The sequence below is a fragment of the Giesbergeria giesbergeri genome, assembly GCF_054779375.1.
This window is the reverse complement of the sequence record NZ_BAAGYJ010000014.1, coordinates 1-23,330: the sequence shown is the minus strand read 5'-3', so window position 1 is coordinate 23,330 and position 23,330 is coordinate 1. Positions and strand designations below refer to the sequence as shown.

General features: G+C 56.1%; 27 protein-coding genes, 3 tRNA genes and 1 pseudogene. 17 read left to right on the top strand and 14 right to left on the bottom strand.

The window, feature by feature from the left end:
- Window positions 1-172 precede the first annotated feature (172 nt).
- The 8 genes and pseudogenes from fusA to ACYVB2_RS15205 all read right to left on the bottom strand — a co-directional run bounded on the left by fusA (window position 173) and on the right by ACYVB2_RS15205 (window position 7,348).
- A complete protein-coding gene (gene fusA / locus ACYVB2_RS15240; protein ID WP_382434826.1) occupies window positions 173-2,275 on the bottom strand; it encodes an elongation factor G in 2,103 nt (700 codons plus the stop codon).
- A 152-nt stretch (window positions 2,276-2,427) separates the two neighbouring features.
- Window positions 2,428-2,901, bottom strand: a complete 474-nt coding sequence (gene rpsG, locus ACYVB2_RS15235; RefSeq protein WP_091458297.1) for a 30S ribosomal protein S7 — start codon at window positions 2,899-2,901, stop codon at window positions 2,428-2,430.
- Window positions 2,902-3,067: 166 nt separating this feature from the next.
- The gene (gene rpsL / locus ACYVB2_RS15230; protein WP_056266875.1) at window positions 3,068-3,445 is read right to left on the bottom strand and encodes a 30S ribosomal protein S12; all 378 of its coding nucleotides are present in this window, start codon (window positions 3,443-3,445) and stop codon (window positions 3,068-3,070) included.
- Window positions 3,446-3,552: 107 nt separating this feature from the next.
- Window positions 3,553-4,716, bottom strand: a pseudogene (locus ACYVB2_RS15225) (D-alanyl-D-alanine carboxypeptidase family protein); the annotation flags it as partial.
- A 60-nt stretch (window positions 4,717-4,776) separates the two neighbouring features.
- A complete protein-coding gene (locus ACYVB2_RS15220) occupies window positions 4,777-5,418 on the bottom strand; it encodes an alpha/beta hydrolase (protein WP_382434835.1) in 642 nt (213 codons plus the stop codon).
- A gap of 17 nt (window positions 5,419-5,435) precedes the next feature.
- A complete protein-coding gene (locus tag ACYVB2_RS15215) occupies window positions 5,436-5,789 on the bottom strand; it encodes a (2Fe-2S) ferredoxin domain-containing protein (RefSeq protein WP_382434837.1) in 354 nt (117 codons plus the stop codon).
- A 12-nt stretch (window positions 5,790-5,801) separates the two neighbouring features.
- Window positions 5,802-6,914: a VanZ family protein gene (locus ACYVB2_RS15210; protein WP_382434839.1), complete on the bottom strand. Its 1,113-nt coding sequence runs from the start codon at window positions 6,912-6,914 to the stop codon at window positions 5,802-5,804.
- Window positions 6,915-6,919: 5 nt separating this feature from the next.
- A complete protein-coding gene (locus ACYVB2_RS15205) occupies window positions 6,920-7,348 on the bottom strand; it encodes a CopD family protein (RefSeq protein ID WP_382434841.1) in 429 nt (142 codons plus the stop codon).
- Window positions 7,349-7,379: 31 nt separating this feature from the next.
- Between ACYVB2_RS15205 and hemB the strand changes: the two genes are divergently transcribed.
- The gene (gene hemB, locus ACYVB2_RS15200; RefSeq protein ID WP_382434843.1) at window positions 7,380-8,387 is read left to right on the top strand and encodes a porphobilinogen synthase; all 1,008 of its coding nucleotides are present in this window, start codon (window positions 7,380-7,382) and stop codon (window positions 8,385-8,387) included.
- Between the two features lie 15 nt (window positions 8,388-8,402).
- Here the strand turns inward: hemB and ACYVB2_RS15195 are convergent, their stop codons facing one another.
- Window positions 8,403-8,891: a GNAT family N-acetyltransferase gene (locus tag ACYVB2_RS15195; RefSeq protein ID WP_382434847.1), complete on the bottom strand. Its 489-nt coding sequence runs from the start codon at window positions 8,889-8,891 to the stop codon at window positions 8,403-8,405.
- Window positions 8,892-8,930: 39 nt separating this feature from the next.
- Window positions 8,931-9,602, bottom strand: a complete 672-nt coding sequence (locus ACYVB2_RS15190) for a cytochrome b/b6 domain-containing protein (RefSeq protein ID WP_382434853.1) — start codon at window positions 9,600-9,602, stop codon at window positions 8,931-8,933.
- A 152-nt stretch (window positions 9,603-9,754) separates the two neighbouring features.
- On the opposite strand from ACYVB2_RS15190, the gene ACYVB2_RS15185 reads away from it, so the two are divergent.
- A complete protein-coding gene (locus ACYVB2_RS15185; protein ID WP_382434856.1) occupies window positions 9,755-10,213 on the top strand; it encodes a c-type cytochrome in 459 nt (152 codons plus the stop codon).
- A gap of 9 nt (window positions 10,214-10,222) precedes the next feature.
- Here the strand turns inward: ACYVB2_RS15185 and ACYVB2_RS15180 are convergent, their stop codons facing one another.
- Window positions 10,223-10,726: a TlpA disulfide reductase family protein gene (locus ACYVB2_RS15180; protein WP_382434857.1), complete on the bottom strand. Its 504-nt coding sequence runs from the start codon at window positions 10,724-10,726 to the stop codon at window positions 10,223-10,225.
- Window positions 10,727-10,877: 151 nt separating this feature from the next.
- On the opposite strand from ACYVB2_RS15180, the gene ACYVB2_RS15175 reads away from it, so the two are divergent.
- The 3 genes from ACYVB2_RS15175 to ptsP all read left to right on the top strand — a co-directional run bounded on the left by ACYVB2_RS15175 (window position 10,878) and on the right by ptsP (window position 13,391).
- The gene (locus tag ACYVB2_RS15175) at window positions 10,878-11,276 is read left to right on the top strand and encodes a PTS sugar transporter subunit IIA (RefSeq protein ID WP_382434859.1); all 399 of its coding nucleotides are present in this window, start codon (window positions 10,878-10,880) and stop codon (window positions 11,274-11,276) included.
- A gap of 17 nt (window positions 11,277-11,293) precedes the next feature.
- A complete protein-coding gene (locus ACYVB2_RS15170) occupies window positions 11,294-11,563 on the top strand; it encodes an HPr family phosphocarrier protein (protein WP_382434861.1) in 270 nt (89 codons plus the stop codon).
- A gap of 70 nt (window positions 11,564-11,633) precedes the next feature.
- On the top strand, window positions 11,634-13,391 hold the full coding sequence (gene ptsP / locus ACYVB2_RS15165; RefSeq protein ID WP_382434863.1) for a phosphoenolpyruvate--protein phosphotransferase: 1,758 nt from the start codon (window positions 11,634-11,636) through the stop codon (window positions 13,389-13,391).
- A 27-nt stretch (window positions 13,392-13,418) separates the two neighbouring features.
- On the opposite strand, the gene lipA is transcribed toward ptsP, so the two are convergent.
- Genes lipA through ACYVB2_RS15150 form a run of 3 tightly spaced genes read right to left on the bottom strand, consistent with a single transcriptional unit; the run spans window position 13,419 to window position 15,428 of the window.
- Window positions 13,419-14,399: a lipoyl synthase gene (lipA, locus tag ACYVB2_RS15160; protein ID WP_382434865.1), complete on the bottom strand. Its 981-nt coding sequence runs from the start codon at window positions 14,397-14,399 to the stop codon at window positions 13,419-13,421.
- A gap of 14 nt (window positions 14,400-14,413) precedes the next feature.
- Window positions 14,414-15,118: a lipoyl(octanoyl) transferase LipB gene (lipB, locus tag ACYVB2_RS15155; RefSeq protein WP_382434867.1), complete on the bottom strand. Its 705-nt coding sequence runs from the start codon at window positions 15,116-15,118 to the stop codon at window positions 14,414-14,416.
- Between the two features lies 1 nt (window position 15,119).
- On the bottom strand, window positions 15,120-15,428 hold the full coding sequence (locus ACYVB2_RS15150) for a YbeD family protein (RefSeq protein WP_382434869.1): 309 nt from the start codon (window positions 15,426-15,428) through the stop codon (window positions 15,120-15,122).
- Window positions 15,429-15,664: 236 nt separating this feature from the next.
- On the opposite strand from ACYVB2_RS15150, the gene ACYVB2_RS15145 reads away from it, so the two are divergent.
- The 12 genes from ACYVB2_RS15145 to ACYVB2_RS15090 all read left to right on the top strand — a co-directional run bounded on the left by ACYVB2_RS15145 (window position 15,665) and on the right by ACYVB2_RS15090 (window position 23,265).
- Window positions 15,665-16,141: an ATP synthase subunit I gene (locus ACYVB2_RS15145; RefSeq protein WP_382434871.1), complete on the top strand. Its 477-nt coding sequence runs from the start codon at window positions 15,665-15,667 to the stop codon at window positions 16,139-16,141.
- Window positions 16,142-16,160: 19 nt separating this feature from the next.
- Window positions 16,161-17,039, top strand: a complete 879-nt coding sequence (atpB, locus tag ACYVB2_RS15140; protein ID WP_382434873.1) for a F0F1 ATP synthase subunit A — start codon at window positions 16,161-16,163, stop codon at window positions 17,037-17,039.
- Window positions 17,040-17,088: 49 nt separating this feature from the next.
- The gene (gene atpE, locus ACYVB2_RS15135) at window positions 17,089-17,337 is read left to right on the top strand and encodes a F0F1 ATP synthase subunit C (RefSeq protein WP_091458130.1); all 249 of its coding nucleotides are present in this window, start codon (window positions 17,089-17,091) and stop codon (window positions 17,335-17,337) included.
- Between the two features lie 34 nt (window positions 17,338-17,371).
- Window positions 17,372-17,842 (top strand): F0F1 ATP synthase subunit B, encoded by a 471-nt coding sequence (locus ACYVB2_RS15130; protein ID WP_300073417.1) that lies wholly within the window; start codon window positions 17,372-17,374, stop codon window positions 17,840-17,842.
- An 11-nt stretch (window positions 17,843-17,853) separates the two neighbouring features.
- Window positions 17,854-18,396 (top strand): F0F1 ATP synthase subunit delta, encoded by a 543-nt coding sequence (locus ACYVB2_RS15125; protein WP_382434876.1) that lies wholly within the window; start codon window positions 17,854-17,856, stop codon window positions 18,394-18,396.
- A gap of 46 nt (window positions 18,397-18,442) precedes the next feature.
- Window positions 18,443-19,996, top strand: coding sequence for a F0F1 ATP synthase subunit alpha (gene atpA, locus ACYVB2_RS15120; RefSeq protein WP_382434878.1), 1,554 nt, complete (start codon window positions 18,443-18,445; stop codon window positions 19,994-19,996).
- 18 nt (window positions 19,997-20,014) lie between these two features.
- Window positions 20,015-20,887, top strand: a complete 873-nt coding sequence (gene atpG, locus ACYVB2_RS15115; protein ID WP_382434880.1) for a F0F1 ATP synthase subunit gamma — start codon at window positions 20,015-20,017, stop codon at window positions 20,885-20,887.
- A gap of 41 nt (window positions 20,888-20,928) precedes the next feature.
- Window positions 20,929-22,335, top strand: a complete 1,407-nt coding sequence (gene atpD / locus ACYVB2_RS15110) for a F0F1 ATP synthase subunit beta (protein ID WP_382434882.1) — start codon at window positions 20,929-20,931, stop codon at window positions 22,333-22,335.
- Between the two features lie 77 nt (window positions 22,336-22,412).
- Complete coding sequence (locus ACYVB2_RS15105; protein ID WP_382434884.1) at window positions 22,413-22,832, top strand: F0F1 ATP synthase subunit epsilon; 420 nt, start codon at window positions 22,413-22,415, stop codon at window positions 22,830-22,832.
- A 126-nt stretch (window positions 22,833-22,958) separates the two neighbouring features.
- Window positions 22,959-23,044: transfer RNA gene (locus tag ACYVB2_RS15100), tRNA-Tyr, on the top strand.
- A 32-nt stretch (window positions 23,045-23,076) separates the two neighbouring features.
- Window positions 23,077-23,150, top strand: a tRNA-Gly gene (locus ACYVB2_RS15095).
- Window positions 23,151-23,190: 40 nt separating this feature from the next.
- Window positions 23,191-23,265, top strand: a tRNA-Thr gene (locus ACYVB2_RS15090).
- The last annotated feature ends 65 nt before the right edge of the window (window positions 23,266-23,330 follow it).

Sequence of the window (23,330 nt, the reverse complement as noted above, 5' to 3'; positions counted from 1 at the left end):
CAATTTCTCCAAAGAGCGTTGCCTGTGTAGTGGTTTAACGTCTGCATCCGATTGCTGTTTCGCCCTGCACAGACAACGGGGCGGCACCGGATCGCAGATTGCAAAAAACTTTGCAGTGGGCTGGGCGGGTTGTACCGGACAAGCAGGTGCAAACCACCCAAGTGGGCCAAGATTATTTGGCGCGGGCGGCCATGATGGCTTCAGACACGTTGCGGGGTGCTTCGCTGTAGTGCTTGAATTCCATCGAGTAGGTGGCGCGGCCTTGGGTGGCCGAGCGCAGGGTGGTGGAGTAGCCGAACATTTCGGACAGCGGCACTTCAGCACGGATGGCTTTGCCGCCACCTGGGATGTCGTCCATGCCTTGCACCATGCCGCGACGGCTGGACAAGTCGCCCATCACGTTGCCGGCGTAGTCTTCGGGGGTTTCTACTTCCACAGCCATCATGGGTTCCAAGATGACGGGGTTGGCCTTCTTACAGCCTTCCTTGAAGCCGAAGATGGCAGCCATCTTGAACGCCAATTCGTTCGAGTCCACATCGTGGTACGAACCAAAGTGCAGTGTGACCTTGACATCGACCACGGGATAGTTGGCCAGCACGCCTTGGGTAACGGCTTCGTTGATACCCTTTTCCACCGCAGGGATGAACTCGCGTGGCACCACACCGCCCTTGATGGCGTCAACGAACTCAATGCCCTTGCCTGCTTCGTTGGGTTCAATCTTGAGCACAACGTGGCCGTACTGGCCCTTACCACCGGACTGACGCACGAACTTGCCTTCGGCTTCTTCGATGGTCTTGCGGATGGTTTCGCGGTAGGCCACTTGGGGCTTGCCGACGTTGGCTTCCACGCCAAATTCGCGCTTCATGCGGTCAACAATAATTTCCAGGTGCAGTTCGCCCATACCGGAAATGATGGTTTGGCCCGATTCTTCGTCGGTCTTGACGCGGAAGGATGGATCTTCAGCGGCCAAGCGTTGCAGGGCGATGCCCATTTTTTCTTGGTCGGCCTTGGTCTTGGGCTCGACAGCTTGCGAAATCACAGGCTCGGGGAACACCATGCGTTCGAGCGTAACGATGGCATCGGTGGCACACAGGGTTTCACCAGTGGTCACTTCTTTCAGGCCCACGCAAGCAGCGATGTCACCGGCGCGAATTTCTTCGACTTCTTGGCGGTCATTGGCGTGCATTTGCACGATACGGCCGATACGTTCTTTCTTGCCCTTGACGGGGTTGTAGACGGTATCGCCCTTGGTCAGCACGCCAGAATACACGCGCACGAAGGTCAGCTGACCAACGAACGGGTCGGTCATCAGCTTGAAGGCCAGCGCGGAGAACTTCTCGCTGTCATCGGCCTTGCGGCTGGTTTCTTGCTCGTCTTCATCGGTACCGGCCACGGGTGGGATGTCCACGGGCGAGGGCAGGTAGTCGATCACGGCGTCGAGCATACGCTGCACGCCCTTGTTCTTGAACGCAGTACCGCACAGCATCGGGTGGATTTCTGTAGCGATGGTACGGGTGCGCAGGCCCAGCTTGATTTCTTCTTCAGACAAGTCGCCTTCTTCGAGGTACTTGTTCATCAGTTCTTCAGAGGCTTCGGCAGCGGCTTCAACCATCTTTTCGCGCCATTCTTTGGCGGATTCCACCAGGTCAGCGGGGATGGCTTCGTAGTTGAACTTCATGCCTTGGGAGGCTTCGTCCCAGAAAATGGCTTGCATCTTCAGCAGGTCAACCACGCCCTTGAAGTTTTCTTCGGCACCGATTGGAATCACCACGGGCACGGGGTTGGCCTTCAGGCGCAGCTTCATTTGGTCATAGACCTTGAAGAAGTTGGCACCAGTACGGTCCATTTTGTTCACAAAGGCCAGACGGGGCACTTTGTACTTGTTGGCTTGACGCCACACGGTTTCGGATTGGGGCTGCACGCCACCCACAGCGCAGTAAACCATGCAAGCGCCGTCGAGCACGCGCATGGAACGTTCCACTTCAATGGTGAAGTCCACGTGGCCGGGGGTGTCGATGATGTTGAAGCGGTGCTCGGGGTAGGAGTTGTCCATACCCTTCCAGAAGCAAGTGGTAGCAGCGGAAGTGATGGTGATGCCGCGCTCTTGCTCTTGTTCCATCCAGTCCATGGTGGCCGCGCCATCATGCACTTCACCAATCTTGTGGCTCACGCCGGTGTAGAACAGGATACGTTCGGTGGTGGTGGTTTTGCCAGCGTCAATGTGGGCAGAGATACCGATATTGCGGTAGCGCTCAATGGGGGTCTTGCGAGCCATGGTGAATCCTTGATGGGTCGTGTTTACAGGGGAGTCAGGCCACACATGATTGCATCGCAGCCCGAAAATTTTGTGACCGCCTCAACCAGAACAAGGCCGCAGGCAAAAATGCCAGCAGCCTTGTATGTTGACCGAGACTTCAGATCAATTGCTTAGAAGCGGAAGTGGCTAAATGCCTTGTTGGCTTCGGCCATGCGGTGAACTTCGTCACGCTTTTTCATGGCGCCGCCACGGCCTTCGGTGGCTTCCAGCAGTTCGTTGGCCAGACGTTGGGCCATCGACTTCTCGCCACGCTTGCGGGCGGCTTCTTTGATCCAGCGCATCGACAGGGCCAGACGACGTACGGGGCGCACTTCGACGGGCACTTGGTAGTTGGCACCACCGACGCGGCGGGACTTGACTTCCACCAGGGGCTTGACGTTGTTGATGGCAACAACGAAGGCTTCCAGAGGGTCTTTGTCGGGGTTCTTCTTTTCGATCAGTTCCAGCGCGCCATAAATGATGCGCTCGGCCACTGCCTTTTTGCCGCCTTCCATGATCACGTTCATGAATTTGGACAGCTCTACATTGCCGAACTTAGGATCCGGCAGGATTTCACGTTTGGGGACTTCGCGACGACGTGGCATATTGCACCTCTAAATTTGCTTCAGTTGGCATCTTTTCAGATACCGCGAGAGCCAATCAGGACTCCCACTTACTCGACCCACGCAAATATTGCGCTTGGGGTCACTCTGTTTGAACGTCTGCCAGACGCATCAAACACCGATGGTTCTTGCTAAAAAAGCGCAGGGCTTATTTGGCCTTGGGCTTCTTGGCACCGTACTTGGAGCGCGATTGCTTGCGGTCTTTCACGCCTTGCAAGTCGAGCGAACCGCGCACGATGTGGTAACGCACACCGGGCAAGTCCTTGACACGACCGCCGCGCACCAGCACCACGCTGTGCTCTTGCAGGTTGTGGCCTTCACCGCCGATGTAGGAGATGACCTCAAAACCGTTGGTCAGGCGCACCTTGGCAACCTTACGCAAAGCGGAGTTAGGCTTCTTGGGAGTGGTGGTGTACACACGGGTACACACGCCACGGCGTTGTGGCGAGTTTTCCATCGCCGGGCTCTTGGATTTGGTCTTTTCGACCTCGCGCCCGTGACGCACGAGCTGGTTAATGGTTGGCATGAATGTCGTCCCTAAACGTAAAACGAAAACGTGAATCCCTTCGGAATTTCCGAAAAGCCTTCCAATGTAGCAGCCACTGGGCTGCAAGGCAAGCAAAAACCCTTATTGATCCACAGGCGAATGGCATCCCATGCCCGACCCAATATGCCTGCTTGTTCTATGCCGTCCAGGGCCAGCAAGGGGACTTCACGCACAGTTTGTTCGCCTAGCAGCACCTTGAGTGTGCCAATGGGTTGGCCTTTGGCCAAAGGTGCCATCAATGGATCTTGGTGCGCGATTTGGGTGCTGACTTTGCCAGAACTGCCTGAGGGCACTGCAACGACAATGCCTTCAGGGCGTCCCATCTTCACACTGTTGGCACTGCCTTTCCAGACGGTGGGGGTGGCTACAGCTTGGTTGCTATCAAACAGCTTGATGGCATCGTAGGCGGTATAGCCCCAGTTGAGCAGTTTTTGGCTTTCGTTGGCACGGGCATTTTCGCTGCTGGTGCCCAACACAATGGAGACCAAACGGCGCTGGCCCACATTGGGAAAGTCCCGCTTGGCTGTGGCTACTAGACAGTAGCCGGCGGCATTGGTGTGGCCGGTTTTGAGGCCGTCGACGGTGGGGTCACGAAACAACAGCAGATTGCGGTTATTGCTGTTGGAGGCGGGCGTCCCCTCGTAGCGGTACTGCTTGGTGGAGTAATAGTGCAGGTGCTCGGGAAAGTCGGTGAGCAGCCGCGTGGCCAGTGTGCTCAGATCGCGGGCGGTGGTGAGGTGTCCTGGTTCGGTCAGGCCTTCGGGATTTTTGTAGCTGGTGTTGCTCATACCCAAAGCTTTGGCCTGCTCATTCATCAGCCGGACAAAGTTCTCGACTGTGCCGCCTACGCCTTCTGCCAAAGCCATGGTGGCATCGTTGCCCGATTGGATGATCATGCCCTTGAGCAGATCATCGATAGGCACCTGCATTTTGGGGTCGATGAACATGCGCGAGCCAGGCATTTTCCAAGCACGCTCACTCACTGGCAGTTTTTGTTGCAGGGTGATTTTTTTGGCCCGCAGAGCATCAAACACCAAATAGGCCGTCATTAACTTGGTGAGCGATGCCTGTTCGATGGGGGTATCAATGTCTTTGGACGCCAGAATCTGGTTGGCCGTGACATCGACCAACAGGTAGTTGCGTGCCGCAATTTCGGGGGGTTGGGGCGTCTGGATTTGTGCCAGCAGCGCGGCGGGTGTCAACGCTGCGGCCAAGACCAGAGAACGAAGCGTATTCAGCAGGGATTTCATAGGCAGGGGATCAAGGCAAGGCGGCCCAAACAATAGTGGGCCAGCAATCCAACAGGGGAGTCAAGGTGTGCTGTGCAGGTGGCGCACGACCAGATTTTTCAATAAGCCCAATTGTCCGTGAAAGAAATGGCCGCCACCAGGAACCACGGTCACGGGTAGGGTTTGGGGGCGTGCCCAGTCCATGACGGTGGACAGGGGCACCGTATCATCATGTTCACCGTGGATGACCAAGGTACGCAGATGGGCTTCTGGGGGAATAGGGGCTACCTGAAAGCGACTGGTGGCGGTGCCTACCAGCACGATCTGTTCAATGGCTCGTTGGGGCCACAGAGCCGCCAGCGCATGACTGGTGACAAAAGAACCGAACGAAAAACCGGCCAGTGCGATGGGGCCATCGGGGGCGACTTGTTCCACCACAGAGAGCAAGTCTTGCGCTTCGCCTGTACCGTGGTCGTGGACGCCTGCACTGTCGCCAACGCCCCGAAAATTAAAACGCACTGCTGTCCAGCCCGAATGGACAAATGCCCTGGCCAAGGTCTGGACTACCTTGTTGTCCATAGTGCCACCAAACAAAGGATGGGGATGGGCGATGATGGCCACGCCACGCGGGCTTTGCCCGGCTGTGACAGTGGCTTGGTCACGCAGTGCCTGGATGGCACCGGCCGCGCCATGCAGCGTCAGACGTTCTGTGTGAGCGTTCATGGTGGTGTGCAGCTGTATCAACGGCCCAGTTCTGGCGCAGTGAGCAGGCGTTCGACCACTTTGCCGTTTTTGAGGTGTGATTCGACGATCTCATCAATGTCACTGGTATCTACATAGCTGTACCAAGTGCCTTCAGGGTAGACCACGGCCACTGGGCCTGCGGCGCAGCGGTCTAGGCAACCGGCCTTGTTCACCCGTACTTGACCGGGGCCGGCCAGACCTGCTTGCTTGACCAGATTTTTGCAATGTTCAAATGCTGCCTGTGCGCCATGTCGGGCGCAGCAGTCCTGGCCGTTGTCGCGCTCATTGAGGCAAAAGAAGATATGGCGAGCAAAATAGCCCGTGGTGTGGGGTGGGGGGGTTGTACTCATAGTGGCATCATTCTAGGAATTGGTGTCTCTGCGGGAGGCTTGTAACAACACATAGACCAGTGTGGCATAGGGCCAGAGCCAGCCCAGCCATTGGCCGAGGCCAAAAAAGCGGATGAAACGGCCTTGCTCCCAAGCTTGCAGTGTTTGCGCAAAATAGGCGCTGGTAGGGGCATTGTTGAGCAGGCTCAGATGCAGCGTGAGCACCAGCATCAGTGCAACAGCGCAGGCGCGTCGTGGTAACCAGAGGAGTAGGGCCGCCAATGCCAACCCAACCCAGATACCCGCCACCACTGGGGTGTTGAGCCATTCCCACGCATGGGCTGGCCCATAACTGAGTGCTGCGGACAGGGCAGTCACACTGACGCCAATGGCCGCGCCCAAAAGTGCCAAAATCGCCCGCCGACCAATGTGTGGAATGATGCCATAGGCCAGCAAACAGGGCACCAACAACCCCAGTGCGACACACAATAGTTCTGCAGCCGGGGAGAGTACTTGTAGTGGCTCTAGCCGCTGGGGTAGCCAGTGAAGAAAGGCCGAGTCTTCCAGCAACTGGCCGAGTGCCGCTTCTAGCCGTTCCAGTACTTGCCCTAGACCAAACGGCTCAGCCGCAGGAAACAGCAATGCCCAGGGCCACAGCGCCAATAGCACCAAGGCACCATGTGCCTCGGGTATAAACCAACGGGCGCGAAAGCGCCCCCAGCGGTCAATGGCCCCGAGGCGCTCCAGCAGCGTTGCCAGCAAGGCACCTAGTAGGGCACCGCTGGCATTGAGCAGTAGATCCAAGTTGGATGGCACACGCTGGGGCAGATAAATCTGCAAAAACTCCATCAGCAGTGACAGCAGGGTGGCGCCCACCGCTGCCAGTGGCATGGCACTGCGTGGCCAGCCGGTGCGCAGCAAGGCCAGTGCCAGCAAGAAACCCAATGGGGCATAACCCACAACATTGATGGCGATGTCAAACCGTGTCCAGTACGGTGGTGGCAGACGGGCCAGCAGAAAAACCTCGGGCGCAATTCCTTGCGCTCGCCAGCCTGCAAAAGGAAACAGGCTAGCAAAAACGATCAGCGCAGCATAAACCTGTGCCAGCGGCCAGGCCACCGTTTTGTGCGGTAGGGTCTGGGGCATGGGCCTCAGAAGGGTTTGACCACCACCAGCACGACAATTGCCGTCAATAACAACACAGGTATTTCATTGAACCAACGAAACCAGCGGTGGCTGCGCTGACAACTGCCGTTCACCAACTTGCGCAATAGCACGCCACAGGCATGGTGATAGCCTAGCACCAGCGCCACCAAGGTCAGTTTGGCGTGCATCCAACCATTGCCCGGCCCCCAGCCAATGCCATAACCTATCCACAGCCATAGCCCAAGGCCGATGGCTGGCACAGCCAGTAGCGTGGTAAAGCGCAACAATTTGCGGGCCATCAGCAACAGGCGTTCACGCTCGGCCACCGATCCGGGCGTCACCATAGCCAAATTGACAAAAATACGAGGCAGGTAGAACAGACCAGCAAACCAGCTGGCTACAAAGATGATGTGAAACGATTTGATCCAGAGCATGGTGGCAGTTTAATGGGGCACAATTTTCCCCATGCATCTCTCCAGTCCTACCCCTTTTCCTGTCAGTCGCCCTCGGCGTCTGCGCCGTGACAGCTTCACCCGTAATCTGGTGCGTGAGCACAGGGTGACCGTTCACGACCTGATTTACCCCGTGTTTGTTCATGAGGGTCAACGCATCCATCAGGCTGTGCCTTCCATGCCCGGCGTAGACCGACTCAGTCTGGATTTGCTGCTGCCTGTGGCCGAAGATTGCGTTCAATTGGGCATTCCGGTGTTGGCGTTGTTTCCTGCAATTGACCCAGCACTCAAAACCCCTGATGGCAAAGAGGCGCTCAATCCCGATGGATTGATTCCGCGCGTGGTGCGTGCTCTCAAGCAAGAGTTTCCCGACTTGGGTGTGATGACCGATGTGGCCCTGGATCCTTATACCAGCCACGGCCAAGATGGCGTGTTGGATGAAACTGGCTATATCCTCAACGATGCCACGGTGGCGATCCTGACGGGGCAGGCACTGGCCCATGCCGCGGCGGGGGTGGACATCGTGGCCCCCAGCGACATGATGGATGGGCGTATTGGCGCGGTGCGCCAAGCCTTAGAGGCCCAAGGCCATGTCCATACCCGCATCATGGCCTACAGTGCCAAATATGCCAGTGCCTTTTATGGCCCGTTTCGCGATGCTGTAGGCACCCGCGGTGCGTTGGGCAAGGCCGATAAAAATGTGTATCAGATGGACCCAGGCAACACGGATGAAGCCCTGCGCGAAGTGGCCCTGGATATTGCCGAGGGCGCTGATATGGTGATGGTCAAACCTGGCATGCCCTACCTGGACATTGTGCGTCGCGTCAAAGACGAGTTTCATGTGCCCACCTTTGCCTACCAAGTTTCGGGCGAATATGCCATGATCAAGGCGGCAGCGGCCCACGGCTGGCTAGACCACGATGCGGTGATGATGGAGTCGCTGTTGGCCTTCAAACGCGCTGGTGCCGATGGTGTGTTGACCTACTTCGCCCGGGATGTGGCCCGCTGGTTACAAAAATAAGGGCGGCTGGGCCCGTCAGATGTCCACCTTGAGGTAGTGTGATCCGGCAATGGGGTTATGGTAGTAGGGGGGGATCTCCTCAAACCCCAAATCGGCATACAGCGCACGGGCCGATTCCATTTCGTCCAGGGTGTCGAGTAGCACACAGGCATAACCCGCCTGACGAGCGACATCCAAAATACCCTCGGTGAGCTGGCGGCCCAAGCCAAAACCCCGAAAGGCTTTGCGTACATAGAGCCGCTTCATCTCAGCGGCATTCGGATAGTCTGCGGCATCCAACGGGCGCAAAGCACAGCACCCGGCCACGGCACCATCCACCCGTGCCAGCAACAATCCACCGCGTGGCGGTGCGTAGGCACCTGGCAGGGTCTGCAGTTCGGTGGCAAAGTCCTGAAAGCACAAATCTACGTTCAGGCTGTGGGCATACTCTTCAAACAATGCACGCACGATGTCATAGTCTTGTGCTGTGCAAATACTTGAGAGGGTGACGCTGGGGGTATCCATAACAACTCCGGCAGTGCAGGGCAAAAATAGACAGTCGGTCTAACCGCCCAGACCAACAATCCAGGCCGTGACCGCGCTGCACAGCAGCAAAATCGCCAGTGCCATCAGACGTGACATGGCGTCGTCGCGGGCCGATATCACGGGCGTTGTCACTGTTTTGTCTCCTGTGATCATGGGGCGTACCAAAGATAGTTTTTTGACCACGCCATAGAAGGCAATCGCCAGCAGGTGCAAAGCCACCAATGTCATGACCAGATACTGGCCTACCTCTTTGTGCAGCCCTGTTGCCAGCCCCACCCAATCACCAGACACAAAACGGGTCAGGGGGCCCGCAAATGCAATCTCATCATCACTGAACAGGCCACTGCCCACCTGCAAGGCCAGCATGCCCAAGAGGCCAAACACCGACAGCGCCCCCAGTGGGGTATGGCCGGCATTGTCTTCTGCCGTGCCTTGTCCGCGCAGATAGCGCAGTACTCGGGCGGGTGAATACAAAAATGCTGCAAAACGAGACCAATGTCCACCAACCAAGCCCCAGATCAGCCGGAACATCAACAGGGTTAGCACCACATAGCCCAACCGGAAATGCCAGAGCATCGCATTGCCGCCCACTTTGGCACTGATGACCAACGCAATCGTGCAGGCGGCCAGTAGCCAGTGAAAAATACGCGTGGGAAGATCCCAAATACGAACCGTGTGCTTGTTCTGCATGGATGGAAAACGGCAAATGTTGGCAGCAAAGTGTGGCATATCCAAGCCACAGCCTCATTTGGGGGACTGAAAAAGTCCGGTTTTCATGCAGCCGTGACCAGTGCAGGCGATACTGAAGTCTCTTTTCGTTTTAACACGCTGAGGACTCCACGATGAAAAAAACCCTTGCCCTGTTCGCTCTGGCGGCCGTCGCTGCTACAGCTGCTGTTCCCGCTGCTGCCCAGTTTGCCAAGGCAGAAGATGCTATCAAGTACCGTCAGTCCAGCTTCTTTGTGCTGGGGCAACACTTCAGCCGCATCGGTGCTATGGTCAATGGCAAAGTCCCATTTGATGCCAAGATCGCCCAAGACAATGCCGAATTGGTCGCTACTTTGGCCAAATTGCCGGGTGCAGGTTTTGGCCCAGGTACTGACAAAGGCGCACCCACCAAGGCCAAACCTGAAGTCTGGACTGAGCAGGCTAAGTTCAAAGAGCATGCCGACAAACTGTTGACCGAAACCACCAAGCTGGCTGCTGCGGCTAAAACGGGTGATTTGGCCCAACTCAAGGTAGCCTTCGGCCCAGCAGCACAGACGTGCAAGGCCTGCCACGACGCGTTTAAAGACAAGTAAACCGCTGGGTTAGGTTTCTGCCAACAGCTTCTCGATCAGTTGGTGCAAATTGGCAAAATCTGGTGTCCCGACATAGCTTTTGACGATTTCCCCCCGCTTGTTGACCAGATAAGTCGTGGGTGTCAGGCGCACGTCCCCCCAGGCTTTGGCCACCGCACCCGTGTGATCCAGCGCCACCTTGAAGGGCAGTTGGCGTGACTGTGCAAAATTAAGCACATACTGGGGTGGGTCATAGCTCATGGCAATCGCCAGAGTGTCAAAGCCTTGGCCTTGGTATTTCTGGTGGGTGGCTACCAAAGAAGGCATCTCTGCTACACAGGTGGTGCAACTGGTGGCCCAAAAATTCACCAGCGTCACCTTGCCGCGCAAATCGGCACTGGTGCGCTGAGAGCCATCCAACAGCACAAAGGTAGATTCTGGCACTGGTGCCTGACCCGTATCCCAGGCTACCCAAGTGCCTGTGCCCACCACGGCGGCCACTACCAGAGCCCAGACGGTTTTTTTGATTTGCATACCCATCGATCCGCTAAAACATCTGTGGGCGATTGTGCGCTAGTGCTTGCCTTGCACGGCAAAATCCCCACAAGGAACTGGACATGGCTTCAGCCGCCTTCGTTCTGGGCGCAGCCATAATGTGCGTACCAGACCGCACAGATCCCCCCTTATGAGTACGCGCATCCTTTTGATTGCCCATGCCCCGTTGGCTTATGCCCTGCGTGAGTGTGCCCTGCATGTGCTGGCCGATTGTGGCGATAGTGTGCTGGCGTTAGACGTGTTGCCAGATGCCGATCCCCAAGACACCCTAGCCCAAGCGGTGCAGTTACTACAGCCCGTAGGCCAGTCTTCTACCTTGGTGCTCACCGATGTGTTTGGCGCTACTCCAAGCAACATCGCCCAGCGATTAGTCCAGCAATGTCCACAGACGCGCTTGATCACTGGCGTCAATTTACCCATGCTTTTGCGGGCGGTTTGTTATCGGGCTGAGCCTTTGGATGCCCTGGTGCAACGGGCTGTGGTCGGGGGCACCCAAGGCGTGATGCAAGTCGATGTCCACGCGCCCTGAATTCTTTGAGTGTTCGCATGATCAAAACCCCCACTACTATTGTCAATAAACTGGGCTTGCATGCCCGTGCCTCGGCCAAACTCACCAAGCTGGCTGGCAGTTTTCCTTGTGAAGTGTGGATGAGTAAAGGCAGCCGCCGTATCAATGCCAAAAGCATCATGGGGGTCATGATGTTGGCCGCGGGCATTGGTTCTGAAGTGGAAATCGAGACCAACGGTGAGCGAGAACAAGAAGCGATGGACGCCTTGCTGGCACTGATTGCCGACAAGTTTGGTGAGGGGCAGTGAGCAGCGTGCCGTCTGCGCCTGTTTCCATCAGCACATTGGCCCTGGCTGGGGCCAGAGAGGCAGATTTTCCATGACATTTTCCGTTCCTGGGCTCGTGGTGGCCCGTGGCATTGCCATTGGGCGGGCCGTGTTGGTTGGCTCCAGCCGTGTCGAAGTGGCACACTACTTTATCGATTCAACCCAGGTTGACTCCGAGATTGCACGGGTGCGCCAGGGCCGTGATACGGTGGCAGAAGAGCTGCAGCGGTTGTTGGACACCATGCCCGCAGACGCTCCTCATGAGTTGGCTGCGTTGCTGGAAGTGCATTTGTTGTTGCTCAATGACGAGGTACTGAGCATTGGGGTCAAACATTGGATCACAGAGCGCCTCTACAACGCCGAGTGGGCTCTGACGACGCAGCTAGATGTCATCTGTCGCCAATTTGACGAGATGGAAGACCCTTACCTGCGCGAGCGCAAGGCAGATCTGGAGCAAGTGGTAGAGCGAATTCTGCGCACGATGCAGGGAGTGGCCCAGCCCGTGGTGCCACCGGTATCCGACACATCCCGACGCAAAACCCAGCAAGATCTGTTGCTTGAAGATGGCATGGATGTGCCCTTGGTGCTCGTGGCGCACGACCTCTCGCCGGCTGACATGCTTCAATTCAAGACCAGTGTTTTTGCTGGTTTTGTCACCGATGTAGGGGGCAAGACTTCGCACACTGCCATTGTGGCGCGCAGCATGGACATTCCTGCCGTTGTGGGCGCCCGCATGGCCAGCCAACTGGTGCGCCAAGATGATTGGGTCATCATTGATGGCGATGCTGGGGTGGTCATTGTGGACCCATCCCCCATCATTCTGGCCGAGTACGGTTATCGCCAGCGGCAGATTGAATTGGAGCGAGAACGTCTAGCCCGTCTGCGGCATACGCCCTCCATCACCCTTGATGGACAAAAGGTCGAATTGTTGGCCAATATTGAACAGCCCGCCGATGCTGCCAGTGCTGTGCGTGCGGGTGCTGTGGGGGTGGGGTTGTTTCGTACCGAGTTCCTCTTTATGGGCCGCCACGGCAACCTGCCCGCCGAAGAGGAGCAGTACCAAGCTTACCGTGATGCGTTGGAAGGAATGCAAGGCCTGCCTGTCACCATCCGTACGATTGATGTAGGGGCTGACAAGCCGTTAGACAAAGCCCACAAAGACGACCACCTGAACCCAGCATTGGGCTTGCGGGCCATTCGCTGGAGTTTGGCTGATCCGGCCATGTTCCGCGTGCAATTGCGTGCATTGTTGCGTGCTGCTGCACATGGCAAAATCAATTTGTTGTTTCCCATGCTCGCCCATGTGGGTGAGATTCGCCAAACATTGGCCCAAGTGGAGCTTGCCAAGGCAGAATTGGATGCACGCGGCCAAGCGTATGGCCCCGTGCGATTGGGGGCTATGGTCGAAGTGCCTGCGGCAGCACTGATTGTGCGCACCTTTTTGCGCTATTTTGACTTTCTCTCCATTGGCACCAACGATCTGATCCAGTACACCTTGGCCATTGACCGGGCTGACGAGTCGGTTTCGCATTTATACGATCCACTCCATCCAGCCGTGCTGCGTTTGGTGGCTGAAGTGATCGCTGAATGCCAAGCCCAAGGCAAGAGCGTGTCGGTTTGCGGTGAAACTGCTGGTGATGTCGGCATGACCCGCTTGTTGCTGGGCTTGGGGCTACGCAGCTTCTCTATGCACCCGGCGCAGATTTTGGCGGTTAAGCAAGAAATTTTGCGAGCCGACACCCGCAAGCTCACTCCTTGGGCGCAGCAGGTGTTGGAGGCAGAGGAGCCAGCACTGCTGCTGGGTCATTAAAGCCCGAACTCTAGTAGGCCATGGGGGCTACACCCCAGCGGCGTGCGCTTGTTGGTCAGCGTGGTAGCTAGAACGCACCATCGCTCCCACTGCTGCATGGCTAAAGCCCATTTCGTAGGCCTTTTCCTCAAACATCTTGAACGTGTCGGGATGCACGTAACGGCGCACCGGCAAATGGCTGTTACTGGGGGCCAGATATTGGCCAATCGTCAACATATCGATGTTGTGGGCGCGCATGTCTTGCATCACTTGCAAGATCTCCTCATCGGTTTCACCCAGTCCCACCATGATGCCGCTCTTGGTGGGCACATTGGGATGCGAGGCCTTGAACTTTTTGAGGAGATTCAAGCTGAACTGGTAGTCTGAACCGGGTCGGGCCTCTTTGTATAAGCGCGGTGCCGTTTCCAAGTTATGGTTCATCACATCGGGCGGTGCAGCCTTCAAAATTTCCAGCGCCCGATCATCACGGCCCCGAAAATCAGGCACCAAAATTTCAATTTGTGTCTGGGGTGACAGTTGGCGGATATGCTGAATACACTCGACAAAATGGCCGCTGCCACCATCGCGCAAATCGTCGCGATCCACGCTGGTGATGACGACATATTTCAGCCGGAGTGCGGCAATCGTTTTAGCCAAGTTCAGTGGCTCTTGCTTATCCAGTGGGTCGGGGCGACCATGACCCACATCACAGAATGGGCAGCGGCGCGTGCATTTATCACCCATGATCATGAAGGTGGCGGTGCCCTTGCCAAAGCACTCGCCTATGTTGGGGCAGCTGGCTTCCTCACACACGGTGTGCAGCTTGTGCTCGCGCAAAATGTCTTTGATTTCGTAAAAGCGGCTGCTGGCTGATCCGGCCTTGACGCGAATCCACTCTGGCTTTTTCAGTACCTCTGCTTGCTCCACCTTGATCGGAATGCGCGACAGCTTGGCCGCAGCCTTTTGCTTGGCCAGCGGGTTGTAATTTTCGGCAGATTGTGCTTCGCGCACGACTTCAGGAGTGCTCATGGCTGGTAGACAGTTCAGGGGGCCAGCCGGGTACTGAGCTGATGGGCCAGTACCTGTGCTGCTTCGTCCCAGGTGATGTGGATGCCGATTGTAGAAAAATCCACGGTTTGCAAACCTGCGTAGCCACAGGGGTTGATCCGTGCAAAGGGGCTCAGATCCATTGCTACATTCAGTGCCACGCCATGGTAGGTGCAGTGGCGGCTAACCTTGATCCCTAATGCCGCAATTTTGCCCAGTCCAGCAAAGTCTGGCGTGGGGGCGCTGCCATCGTCGCGTTTTTGTGGGCGCTGTGGCAGTTGTGCATGGCTGTGGGGATCATCCAGACGCACATAAATACCAGGAGCGCCCGCTACGCGGTGGCCTGTTACCCCAAAGTGCGCCAAGGTGCGAATCACGGCCTCCTCAATCCGATAGACGTACTCCTTTACATAGTAGCCCGCCCGTTGCAGATTGATCAGCGGATAAGCCACCACTTGGCCGGGGCCGTGAAATGTGACCTGTCCACCCCGATTGGTGCTCACCACGGGAATCTCACCAGGTGTGAGCAAATGTCCTGCCTGCCCTGCCAAGCCTTGCGTAAAAGTGGCTGGATGCTCACACAACCAGATTTCATCGGCTTGCTCGGCAGTGCGTGCTGCCGTGAAGTCTTGCATGGCCTGATAGCTGTCCAGATACGGTATGTGGCCTAGCCAGCGCAAGGCAATGTCTGTGGCCGACATTTCAGAGCACCACCTTCACCAGTGGGTGCGCTGTCAGGGCGTAATACAAGCCATCCAATTGCTCGCGGCTGGTGGCAGTAATGGTGATAGTGATGCCCAAGTATTTGCCCCCACTGCTCTCGCGCAGCTCCACGGCTGTGGCATCGAAAAAAGGATCGAACTGCAGTGCCAAGCGGGTCACGGCGGGCAGCAGGTCATCCACTTTGAGTCCCATCACTTTGATTGGAAACAGGCTGGGATATTCAATCAGTGAGTCCGCACGTGGGTTGTTGGTGGGGGAGGATGTGTGCAAGCCAGAAGTAATGGTCATCAGGTAGTCTCGGCAGATAGCTTAGAAGTCACCATCTAATTGTGCGGTAGTTGCACAACCAAAGCGGTACTGCGGTGCCCTCATGCTATCTAGGCAAGGCGTCAGGTGTTCGTGTCAGCCCCGCAATAGGCATAGCAAAGCCACCTGTGCAACAGATAATTTGTCGCACACGGGGGTTTTTACTTATAATCAGGGGCTTTGTGAAGGTTTCAGTCTGTTACGTGAGGGGTAAAACGATGAAAACAATCGCCCCGTTCGATACAGAAGCTGAGGCCGAAGAGTCAGACTTCAAGCCCCTGAGTGCAGAAGAAGCGCAGGTGTGGCGTCAGCGCCATCCGGCGGTGTCGGTGTGGCGTGTCATCGCCATTCAGGTGCTGGTTGGCGTGCTGGTGGCTTTGTTGGCCAAGCTGATTTCCGGTAAAGCTGCAATAGCCTGGTCGGCTGCGTATGGCGCGTTTGCTGTGGTGATTCCTGCGGTGCTGTTTGCGCGCGGCATGGGTCGCCAGAGATTCGCCAAATCCGCGGGAAGCGCCATGGTGGGGTTCTTTGTCTGGGAGTTGGTCAAGATTGTGCTCACCGTAGCCATGTTGGCTGCTGCACCTCGGGTGGTCGCGCAGTTAAATTGGTTGGCCTTGTTGGCTGGCATGGTGGTGACGATGAAAACGTACTGGATTGCGCTCATGGTGCAGTCCAGTGTCCGAAAAACCGATTGATTAAGAGAAGAGTTGTCCGATGGCCGCAGATGCGCACGCTCCGACTGCAAGTGAATACATCGTTCACCACTTGCAGCACCTTCAAAATATCAAGCAAAAGTCCATTATTGATTTTTCGGTGGTCAACTACGACTCCGTGATCATCAGTGTCACTATTGGGGCGCTTGGTCTTTTCCTCTTGTGGCTGGGGGCGCGCGCGGCAACTTCAGGTGTGCCAGGTCGTTTCCAAGCAGCGGTCGAGCTGCTGGTCGAAATGGTAGACAACCAAGCCAAGGCCAACATCCACAATGCTGAAAGTCGCAAATTCATCGCTCCACTGGCTCTGACCGTGTTTGTCTGGATTTTCTTGATGAACGCTATGGATTTGCTGCCTGTTGATTTGCTGCCTGCCATTTGGGCGCAGATCTATGGTGCTGCGGGTCATGACCCCCACCATGCCTATCTGCGTGTCGTGCCTACCGCCGACTTGTCCACTACTTTGGGCCTGTCTTCTGCCGTGCTGGTGCTCTGCCTGATCTATAGCGTCAAGATCAAAGGTCTGGGTGGCTGGACACATGAACTGGTGACTGCTCCCTTCGGCACCAGCAAAAATCCTGTCTTCGCCCTCATTTTGGGTGTGGTCAATCTGCTGATGCAGATCATTGAATACGTTGCCAAGACGGTCTCGCATGGTATGCGGTTGTTTGGCAACATGTACGCTGGTGAGTTGGTGTTCATGCTGATTGCCCTGATGGGTGGTGCTGCTGCCATGTCGCTTTCCGGTGTGTTGCTCCCTGTGGGGCACATCATTGCAGGTTCGATCTGGGCCATCTTCCACATCCTGATCATTACCCTGCAAGCCTTCATTTTCATGATGCTGACGCTGATTTATCTCGGCCAAGCGCATGAAGCCCACTGACCATTTCCCTTTCCTTTCTTAACCTTTCTTTTTTACATCAGGAGTCATCATGGAAAACATTCTCGGTCTCGTCGCTCTGGCTTGTGGTCTGATCGTTGGTCTGGGTGCTATCGGCGCTTCCATCGGTATCGCTTTGATGGGCGGCAAGTTTCTGGAAGCTTCGGCACGTCAACCTGAGCTGATCAACGAACTGCAAACCAAGATGTTCATCTTGGCTGGTCTGATCGATGCGGCCTTCCTGATTGGTGTGGCTATTGCCCTGCTGTTCGCTTTTGCCAACCCCTTCGTTCTGGCTTAATCTCCGATCAACGCCCAAATAGAAAGGTGTTGCCGTGAGTATCAACGCGACCCTGTTCGTTCAGGCCATCGTCTTCTTGATTCTGGTGCTGTTCACGATGAAATTCGTGTGGCCTCCGATTGTCAAGGCGCTGGACGAACGAGCCCAGAAAATCGCCGATGGTCTCGCTGCTGCCGACCGTGCCAAGTCCGAATTGAGCGCTGCCAACCAGCGCGTCGAGAAGGAACTGTCGCAGACGCGCAATGAGACGGCTGCCCGTCTGGCTGATGCCGATCGCCGTGCCCAGGCTATCGTCGAAGAAGCCAAGGCCCGCGCCAGCGAAGAGGCTCAAAAAATTATTGCTGCTGCGCAGGCGGAAGCCAAGCAACAGGTGGTGCAGGCCCGTGAAGCACTGCGTGAGCAGGTGGCTGTGCTGGCTGTCAAGGGCGCCGAGCAGATTCTCCGTAAGGAAGTCAACGCCGGTGTTCATGCAGATTTGCTGAACCGCCTCAAGACTGAACTGTAAGGGAAGCATTCATGGCCGAAATCGCCACCATTGCCCGCCCTTACGCCGAAGCCCTGTTCAAAGCTTGCACGGCGGGTGCAGGCGTCGACTTGGGTAGTGCCACTGCTTGGGTCGAGGAACTGGCGGTGATTGCCGCCGATCCCCAACTGCGCCAGTTGTCAGACAATCCCAAGGTCAGTTCTGACCAGCTGTTTGATCTCATCGCTGGTTTGACGCGTTATGTTCTGCCCGACATGGGTCGCAACTTCTTGCGCACCATGATTGAAAACGGGCGTCTGGATGCCTTGCCCGAAGCTGCTGTGCAATTCCGTGCATTGGTCAATCGCAGCAGCGGTTCGTCTGATGCCGTGGTGTACAGCGCCTTCCCTGTGGATAGCACTGCACTGGCCGACTTGAGCGCGTCGCTCGAAAAGCGCTTTGGCCGCAAGCTTAATCTCACCATGCAGCAGGATGAGTCCCTGATCGGCGGGATTCGGGTCGTGGTGGGAGATGAAGTGCTCGACACTTCGGTCAAGGCACGTTTGGAACAAATGAAAGCGGCCCTCACTGCGTAACGCGCGGCTTGAGGTTTCGGCTAAACAAAGAAAGAAGGAAAGAGTCATGCAACTCAATCCCGCAGAAATTTCTGAACTGATCAAGAGCCGCATCGAGGGGCTGGCAGCCAGCAGCGATATCCGTAATCAAGGCACTGTGGTGTCTGTGTCTGACGGTATCGTGCGCATTCATGGCCTGTCGGACGTGATGCAGGGTGAAATGTTGGAGTTCCCTGCTTCGGCAGACGGCACTCCCTCCTACGGTCTGGCGCTGAATTTGGAGCGTGACTCCGTGGGTGCTGTGATCTTGGGCGAGTACGAGCACATCTCTGAAGGCGATACGGTCAAGTGTACCGGTCGCATTTTGGAAGTGCCCGTTGGCCCCGAGCTGGTCGGTCGTGTGGTCAATGCCTTGGGTCAACCCATCGACGGCAAAGGCCCCATCAACGCCAAAATGACGGACGTGATCGAAAAGGTCGCTCCGGGCGTTATCGCTCGTAAGTCTGTGGACCAGCCTCTGCAAACCGGCCTGAAGTCGATTGACTCGATGGTGCCGATTGGTCGTGGTCAGCGCGAATTGATCATTGGCGACCGTCAAACAGGTAAGACCGCTGTGGCGATTGACGCTATCTTGGCGCAAAAAGGCCAAGGCGTTATCTGTATCTACGTCGCTATCGGTCAAAAAGCCTCTTCGATCAAAAACGTGGTGCGCGCCTTGGAACAAGGCGGTGCAATGGACTACACCATCGTCGTGGCTGCTTCGGCTTCTGAGTCGGCTGCTATGCAGTACGTGTCGGCCTATTCTGGCTGCACGATGGGTGAATACTTCCGTGACCGTGGTGAAGATGCCCTGATCGTTTACGACGATCTGTCCAAGCAAGCTGTGGCCTATCGTCAAGTGTCGCTGCTGCTGCGCCGTCCTCCAGGTCGTGAAGCTTATCCTGGTGATGTGTTCTATCTCCACAGCCGTCTGTTGGAGCGTGCCGCTCGTGTCAATGCCGATTACGTCGAAGCCTTCACCAAGGGTGCCGTCAAGGGCAAGACAGGTTCGTTGACTGCACTGCCCATCATCGAAACCCAAGCGGGTGACGTGTCTGCTTTCGTGCCAACCAACGTGATCTCCATTACCGATGGTCAGATCTTCTTGGAAACCAGCCTGTTCAACGCCGGTGTGCGTCCCGCTATCAACGCCGGTATCTCCGTGTCGCGCGTCGGTGGTGCTGCCCAAACCAAGCTGGTCAAGGGTCTGTCTGGTGGTATCCGTACCGACTTGGCACAGTACCGTGAACTGGCTGCATTTGCGCAGTTTGCTTCTGATCTGGACGATGCTACCCGCAAGCAGCTGGACCGTGGTGCCCGCGTGACCGAACTGCTCAAGCAAGCACAGTACAGCCCCCTGTCTATCTCCTTGATGGGTGCTACATTGTTTGCCGTGAACAAGGGTTTCATGGACGACATCGAAGTCAAGAAGATTCTGGCCTTCGAGAGCGGTCTGCATCAGTTCCTCAAGACCAGCCATGCTGCCTTGTTGGACAAGCTGGAAAAAGACCGCGCCATGGACAAGGATGCTGAAGCTGCATTGACTGCTGCTATCACAGCGTTCAAGAAGTCGTTCGCTTAAACCGGACGAGGAACCATCATGGCAGCAGGCAAGGAAATACGCGGCAAGATCAAGTCGGTGGAAAACACCAAAAAGATCACCAAAGCCATGGAGATGGTGGCAGCATCCAAAATGCGCAAAGCGCAGGATCGGATGCGTGCAGCCCGCCCCTATAGCGAAAAAATCCGCAATATTGCAGCCCATCTCAGCCAAGCCAACCCGGAGTACACGCATCCGTTCATGCAAGTGAACGATGCCAAAGCTGCGGGCATTATTGTGGTCACCACCGACAAGGGTTTGTGCGGCGGCATGAATACCAACGTGCTGCGTGTAGTCACCAACAAGCTGCGCGAAATGCAGTCTGTGGGGGTGTCTGCTGAAGCAGTGGCCATTGGTAACAAAGGGTTGAGCTTTCTGAACCGTGTCGGTGCCAAGGTGGTTTCTCAGGCTATCGGTTTGGGAGATACGCCTCACTTGGACAAATTGATTGGCCCAGTGAAGGTGCTGCTCGATGCGTATGCTGAAGGCAAGATCAATGCGGTGTACCTGTGCTACACCAAATTTATCAACACCATGAAGCAGGAGTCGGTGGTCGAGCAGTTGCTGCCCCTGTCTTCTGAGGCCATCCAGACAGATGACAAGGCCAGTGCTCACGGTTGGGATTACATCTACGAACCTGATGCCCAGAGTGTCATTGACGATCTGTTGGTGCGCTATGTGGAGTCGTTGATCTACCAGGCAGTGGCCGAAAACATGGCATCCGAGCAATCGGCGCGCATGGTGGCCATGAAGGCAGCAACAGACAATGCCGGCACGGTCATCAATGACTTGAAGCTGGTCTATAACAAAACGCGTCAGGCTGCGATCACGAAGGAACTCTCCGAGATCGTCGCTGGTGCGGCTGCCGTCTGACCCGCGACGCCGTCACGGTTTAAAAATTTTTGGAGCAAAGAATGGCTCAAGTTCAAGGAAAAATCGTTCAGTGTATCGGTGCCGTGGTGGACGTTGAGTTCCCTCGTGACCAGATGCCTAAAGTCTACGATGCGCTCAAGCTCGAAGGCTCTGCACTGACTTTGGAAGTTCAGCAACAGTTGGGCGATGGCGTGGTTCGTACCATTGCTCTGGGCTCTTCGGATGGCCTGCGCCGTGGCCTCATGGTCACGAACACCGCAGCTCCCATCACTGTGCCAGTCGGTAAGGCCACCCTGGGCCGTATCATGGATGTGTTGGGCAACCCCATTGATGAGCGTGGTGCCGTAGATCAAGCACTCACTGCCTCTATTCACCGCAAGGCACCTGCGTACGACGAACTGTCGCCCTCGCAAGAGTTGCTGGAAACCGGCATCAAGGTGATTGACTTGGTCTGCCCGTTTGCCAAGGGTGGTAAGGTGGGTCTGTTCGGTGGTGCCGGTGTGGGCAAGACCGTGAACATGATGGAACTCATCAACAACATCGCTAAGGCCCACAGCGGTCTGTCGGTGTTTGCTGGTGTGGGTGAACGTACCCGTGAAGGGAACGACTTCTATCATGAAATGGCCGATTCTGGCGTGGTGAACCTCGAAAACTTGGGCGAGTCCAAGGTGTCGATGGTGTACGGTCAGATGAATGAGCCTCCAGGCAACCGTTTGCGTGTGGCTCTGACCGGTCTGACCATCGCGGAATCTTTCCGTGACGAAGGCCGTGACGTGTTGTTCTTCGTGGACAACATCTACCGTTACACCTTGGCCGGTACCGAAGTGTCCGCGTTGTTGGGTCGTATGCCTTCTGCTGTGGGTTACCAGCCTACGTTGGCCGAAGAAATGGGCCGTCTGCAAGAGCGTATCACCTCCACCAAGGTTGGCTCCATCACTTCCATCCAGGCCGTGTACGTGCCAGCGGATGACTTGACCGATCCTTCGCCCGCTACCACCTTCGCCCACTTGGACTCCACCGTGGTGTTGTCGCGTGACATCGCTGCTCTGGGTATCTATCCTGCGGTTGATCCCTTGGACTCCACCAGCCGTCAGCTGGACCCCCAAGTGGTCGGCGAAGAGCACTATACCGTGGCCCGTGGTGTGCAAAACACCCTGCAACGCTACAAAGAACTGCGCGACATTATCGCCATTCTGGGTATGGACGAACTGGCCCCTGAAGACAAGCTCACAGTGGCTCGCGCTCGTAAGATCCAGCGTTTCCTGTCGCAGCCTTTCCATGTGGCGGAAGTGTTCACTGGTTCCCCAGGCAAGTACGTGTCGCTGGCCGAAACCATCCGTGGTTTCAAGATGATTGTCAACGGCGAGTGCGATCACCTGCCCGAGCAAGCCTTCTACATGGTCGGTACCATCGACGAAGCCTTCGAGAAAGCCAAGAAGATGGCCTAAAGTGGTTTGCCGGGCAACTGTTTGCCCGGCGACATCACTGAAAAAAGCCCTTTTTGCAGACTTCCAAAGGAATCCAGATGGCCAACACCATACATGTCGACGTTGTCAGCGCCGAAGAGTCCATCTTCTCTGGGCAGGCACTTTTTGTCGCATTGCCCGGCGAGGCTGGCGAGCTGGGTGTTTATCCACGCCATACACCGCTGATTACCCGTATCAAGCCTGGTTCGGTGCGTATCGAGATGGCGGATGGCAGTGAAGAGTTTGTCTTTGTGGCCGGTGGCATCCTCGAGATTCAGCCCGATCGCGTCACTGTGCTGTCAGATACGGCTGTACGTGGCAAAGACCTAGACGACGAAAAAGCCAATGAGGCCAAAGCTGCCGCCGAAGAGGCGCTAAAAAACGCCAAAAGTGAAATCGATCTGGCGCGCGCCCAGTCTGAATTGGCCATCATGGCCGCCCAGATTGCAGCGTTGCGCAAGTTTCGCGAAAAGCGTTAATACCCACATCCCTTGGGCATGTGTGTCGAAAGCCACCCGAGCGGGTGGCTTTTTTTATGATTTTTTCAAATTTGCTACCCATTTGGTAGGGGTTGAAAAAAGCTGTGCTACAATGCTAATCTCTACGGAGGAGTGCCCGAGTGGCTAAAGGGGGCAGACTGTAAATCTGTTGGCTTACGCCTACGCTGGTTCGAATCCAGCCTCCTCCACCAAATGAGTGCGCTATAGCTGCTAGTGTAGCTGTGCGGGAGTAGTTCAATGGTAGAACCCTAGCCTTCCAAGCTAATGACGCGGGTTCGATTCCCGTCTCCCGCTCCATGCGTTAAAAAATATAAAGCTAGATTATCAGGCTTTGCTTGCCCATGTGGCTCAGTGGTAGAGCACTCCCTTGGTAAGGGAGAGGTCGCGGGTCCGATTCCCGCCATGGGCACCAGATTTCTGGTGTATTCGTTGCACAAAAGTCCTGTCGTGTTGTTGTAATTTTTTTCGGAGTCGAAA

What these genes read in the sequence shown, in the direction of transcription:
- fusA (WP_382434826.1), bottom strand. Translation starts at nt 2,275, where the DNA reads ATGGCTCGCAAGACCCCCATTGAGCGCTACCGCAATATCGGTATCTCT.
- rpsG (WP_091458297.1), bottom strand. Translation starts at nt 2,901, where the DNA reads ATGCCACGTCGTCGCGAAGTCCCCAAACGTGAAATCCTGCCGGATCCT.
- rpsL (WP_056266875.1), bottom strand. Translation starts at nt 3,445, where the DNA reads ATGCCAACCATTAACCAGCTCGTGCGTCACGGGCGCGAGGTCGAAAAG.
- ACYVB2_RS15220 (WP_382434835.1), bottom strand. Translation starts at nt 5,418, where the DNA reads ATGAACGCTCACACAGAACGTCTGACGCTGCATGGCGCGGCCGGTGCC.
- ACYVB2_RS15215 (WP_382434837.1), bottom strand. Translation starts at nt 5,789, where the DNA reads ATGAGTACAACCCCCCCACCCCACACCACGGGCTATTTTGCTCGCCAT.
- ACYVB2_RS15210 (WP_382434839.1), bottom strand. Translation starts at nt 6,914, where the DNA reads ATGCCCCAGACCCTACCGCACAAAACGGTGGCCTGGCCGCTGGCACAG.
- ACYVB2_RS15205 (WP_382434841.1), bottom strand. Translation starts at nt 7,348, where the DNA reads ATGCTCTGGATCAAATCGTTTCACATCATCTTTGTAGCCAGCTGGTTT.
- hemB (WP_382434843.1), top strand. Translation starts at nt 7,380, where the DNA reads ATGCATCTCTCCAGTCCTACCCCTTTTCCTGTCAGTCGCCCTCGGCGT.
- ACYVB2_RS15195 (WP_382434847.1), bottom strand. Translation starts at nt 8,891, where the DNA reads ATGGATACCCCCAGCGTCACCCTCTCAAGTATTTGCACAGCACAAGAC.
- ACYVB2_RS15190 (WP_382434853.1), bottom strand. Translation starts at nt 9,602, where the DNA reads ATGCAGAACAAGCACACGGTTCGTATTTGGGATCTTCCCACGCGTATT.
- ACYVB2_RS15185 (WP_382434856.1), top strand. Translation starts at nt 9,755, where the DNA reads ATGAAAAAAACCCTTGCCCTGTTCGCTCTGGCGGCCGTCGCTGCTACA.
- ACYVB2_RS15180 (WP_382434857.1), bottom strand. Translation starts at nt 10,726, where the DNA reads ATGCAAATCAAAAAAACCGTCTGGGCTCTGGTAGTGGCCGCCGTGGTG.
- ACYVB2_RS15175 (WP_382434859.1), top strand. Translation starts at nt 10,878, where the DNA reads ATGAGTACGCGCATCCTTTTGATTGCCCATGCCCCGTTGGCTTATGCC.
- ACYVB2_RS15170 (WP_382434861.1), top strand. Translation starts at nt 11,294, where the DNA reads ATGATCAAAACCCCCACTACTATTGTCAATAAACTGGGCTTGCATGCC.
- ptsP (WP_382434863.1), top strand. Translation starts at nt 11,634, where the DNA reads ATGACATTTTCCGTTCCTGGGCTCGTGGTGGCCCGTGGCATTGCCATT.
- lipA (WP_382434865.1), bottom strand. Translation starts at nt 14,399, where the DNA reads ATGAGCACTCCTGAAGTCGTGCGCGAAGCACAATCTGCCGAAAATTAC.
- lipB (WP_382434867.1), bottom strand. Translation starts at nt 15,118, where the DNA reads ATGTCGGCCACAGACATTGCCTTGCGCTGGCTAGGCCACATACCGTAT.
- ACYVB2_RS15150 (WP_382434869.1), bottom strand. Translation starts at nt 15,428, where the DNA reads ATGACCATTACTTCTGGCTTGCACACATCCTCCCCCACCAACAACCCA.
- ACYVB2_RS15145 (WP_382434871.1), top strand. Translation starts at nt 15,665, where the DNA reads ATGAAAACAATCGCCCCGTTCGATACAGAAGCTGAGGCCGAAGAGTCA.
- atpB (WP_382434873.1), top strand. Translation starts at nt 16,161, where the DNA reads ATGGCCGCAGATGCGCACGCTCCGACTGCAAGTGAATACATCGTTCAC.
- atpE (WP_091458130.1), top strand. Translation starts at nt 17,089, where the DNA reads ATGGAAAACATTCTCGGTCTCGTCGCTCTGGCTTGTGGTCTGATCGTT.
- ACYVB2_RS15125 (WP_382434876.1), top strand. Translation starts at nt 17,854, where the DNA reads ATGGCCGAAATCGCCACCATTGCCCGCCCTTACGCCGAAGCCCTGTTC.
- atpA (WP_382434878.1), top strand. Translation starts at nt 18,443, where the DNA reads ATGCAACTCAATCCCGCAGAAATTTCTGAACTGATCAAGAGCCGCATC.
- atpG (WP_382434880.1), top strand. Translation starts at nt 20,015, where the DNA reads ATGGCAGCAGGCAAGGAAATACGCGGCAAGATCAAGTCGGTGGAAAAC.
- atpD (WP_382434882.1), top strand. Translation starts at nt 20,929, where the DNA reads ATGGCTCAAGTTCAAGGAAAAATCGTTCAGTGTATCGGTGCCGTGGTG.
- ACYVB2_RS15105 (WP_382434884.1), top strand. Translation starts at nt 22,413, where the DNA reads ATGGCCAACACCATACATGTCGACGTTGTCAGCGCCGAAGAGTCCATC.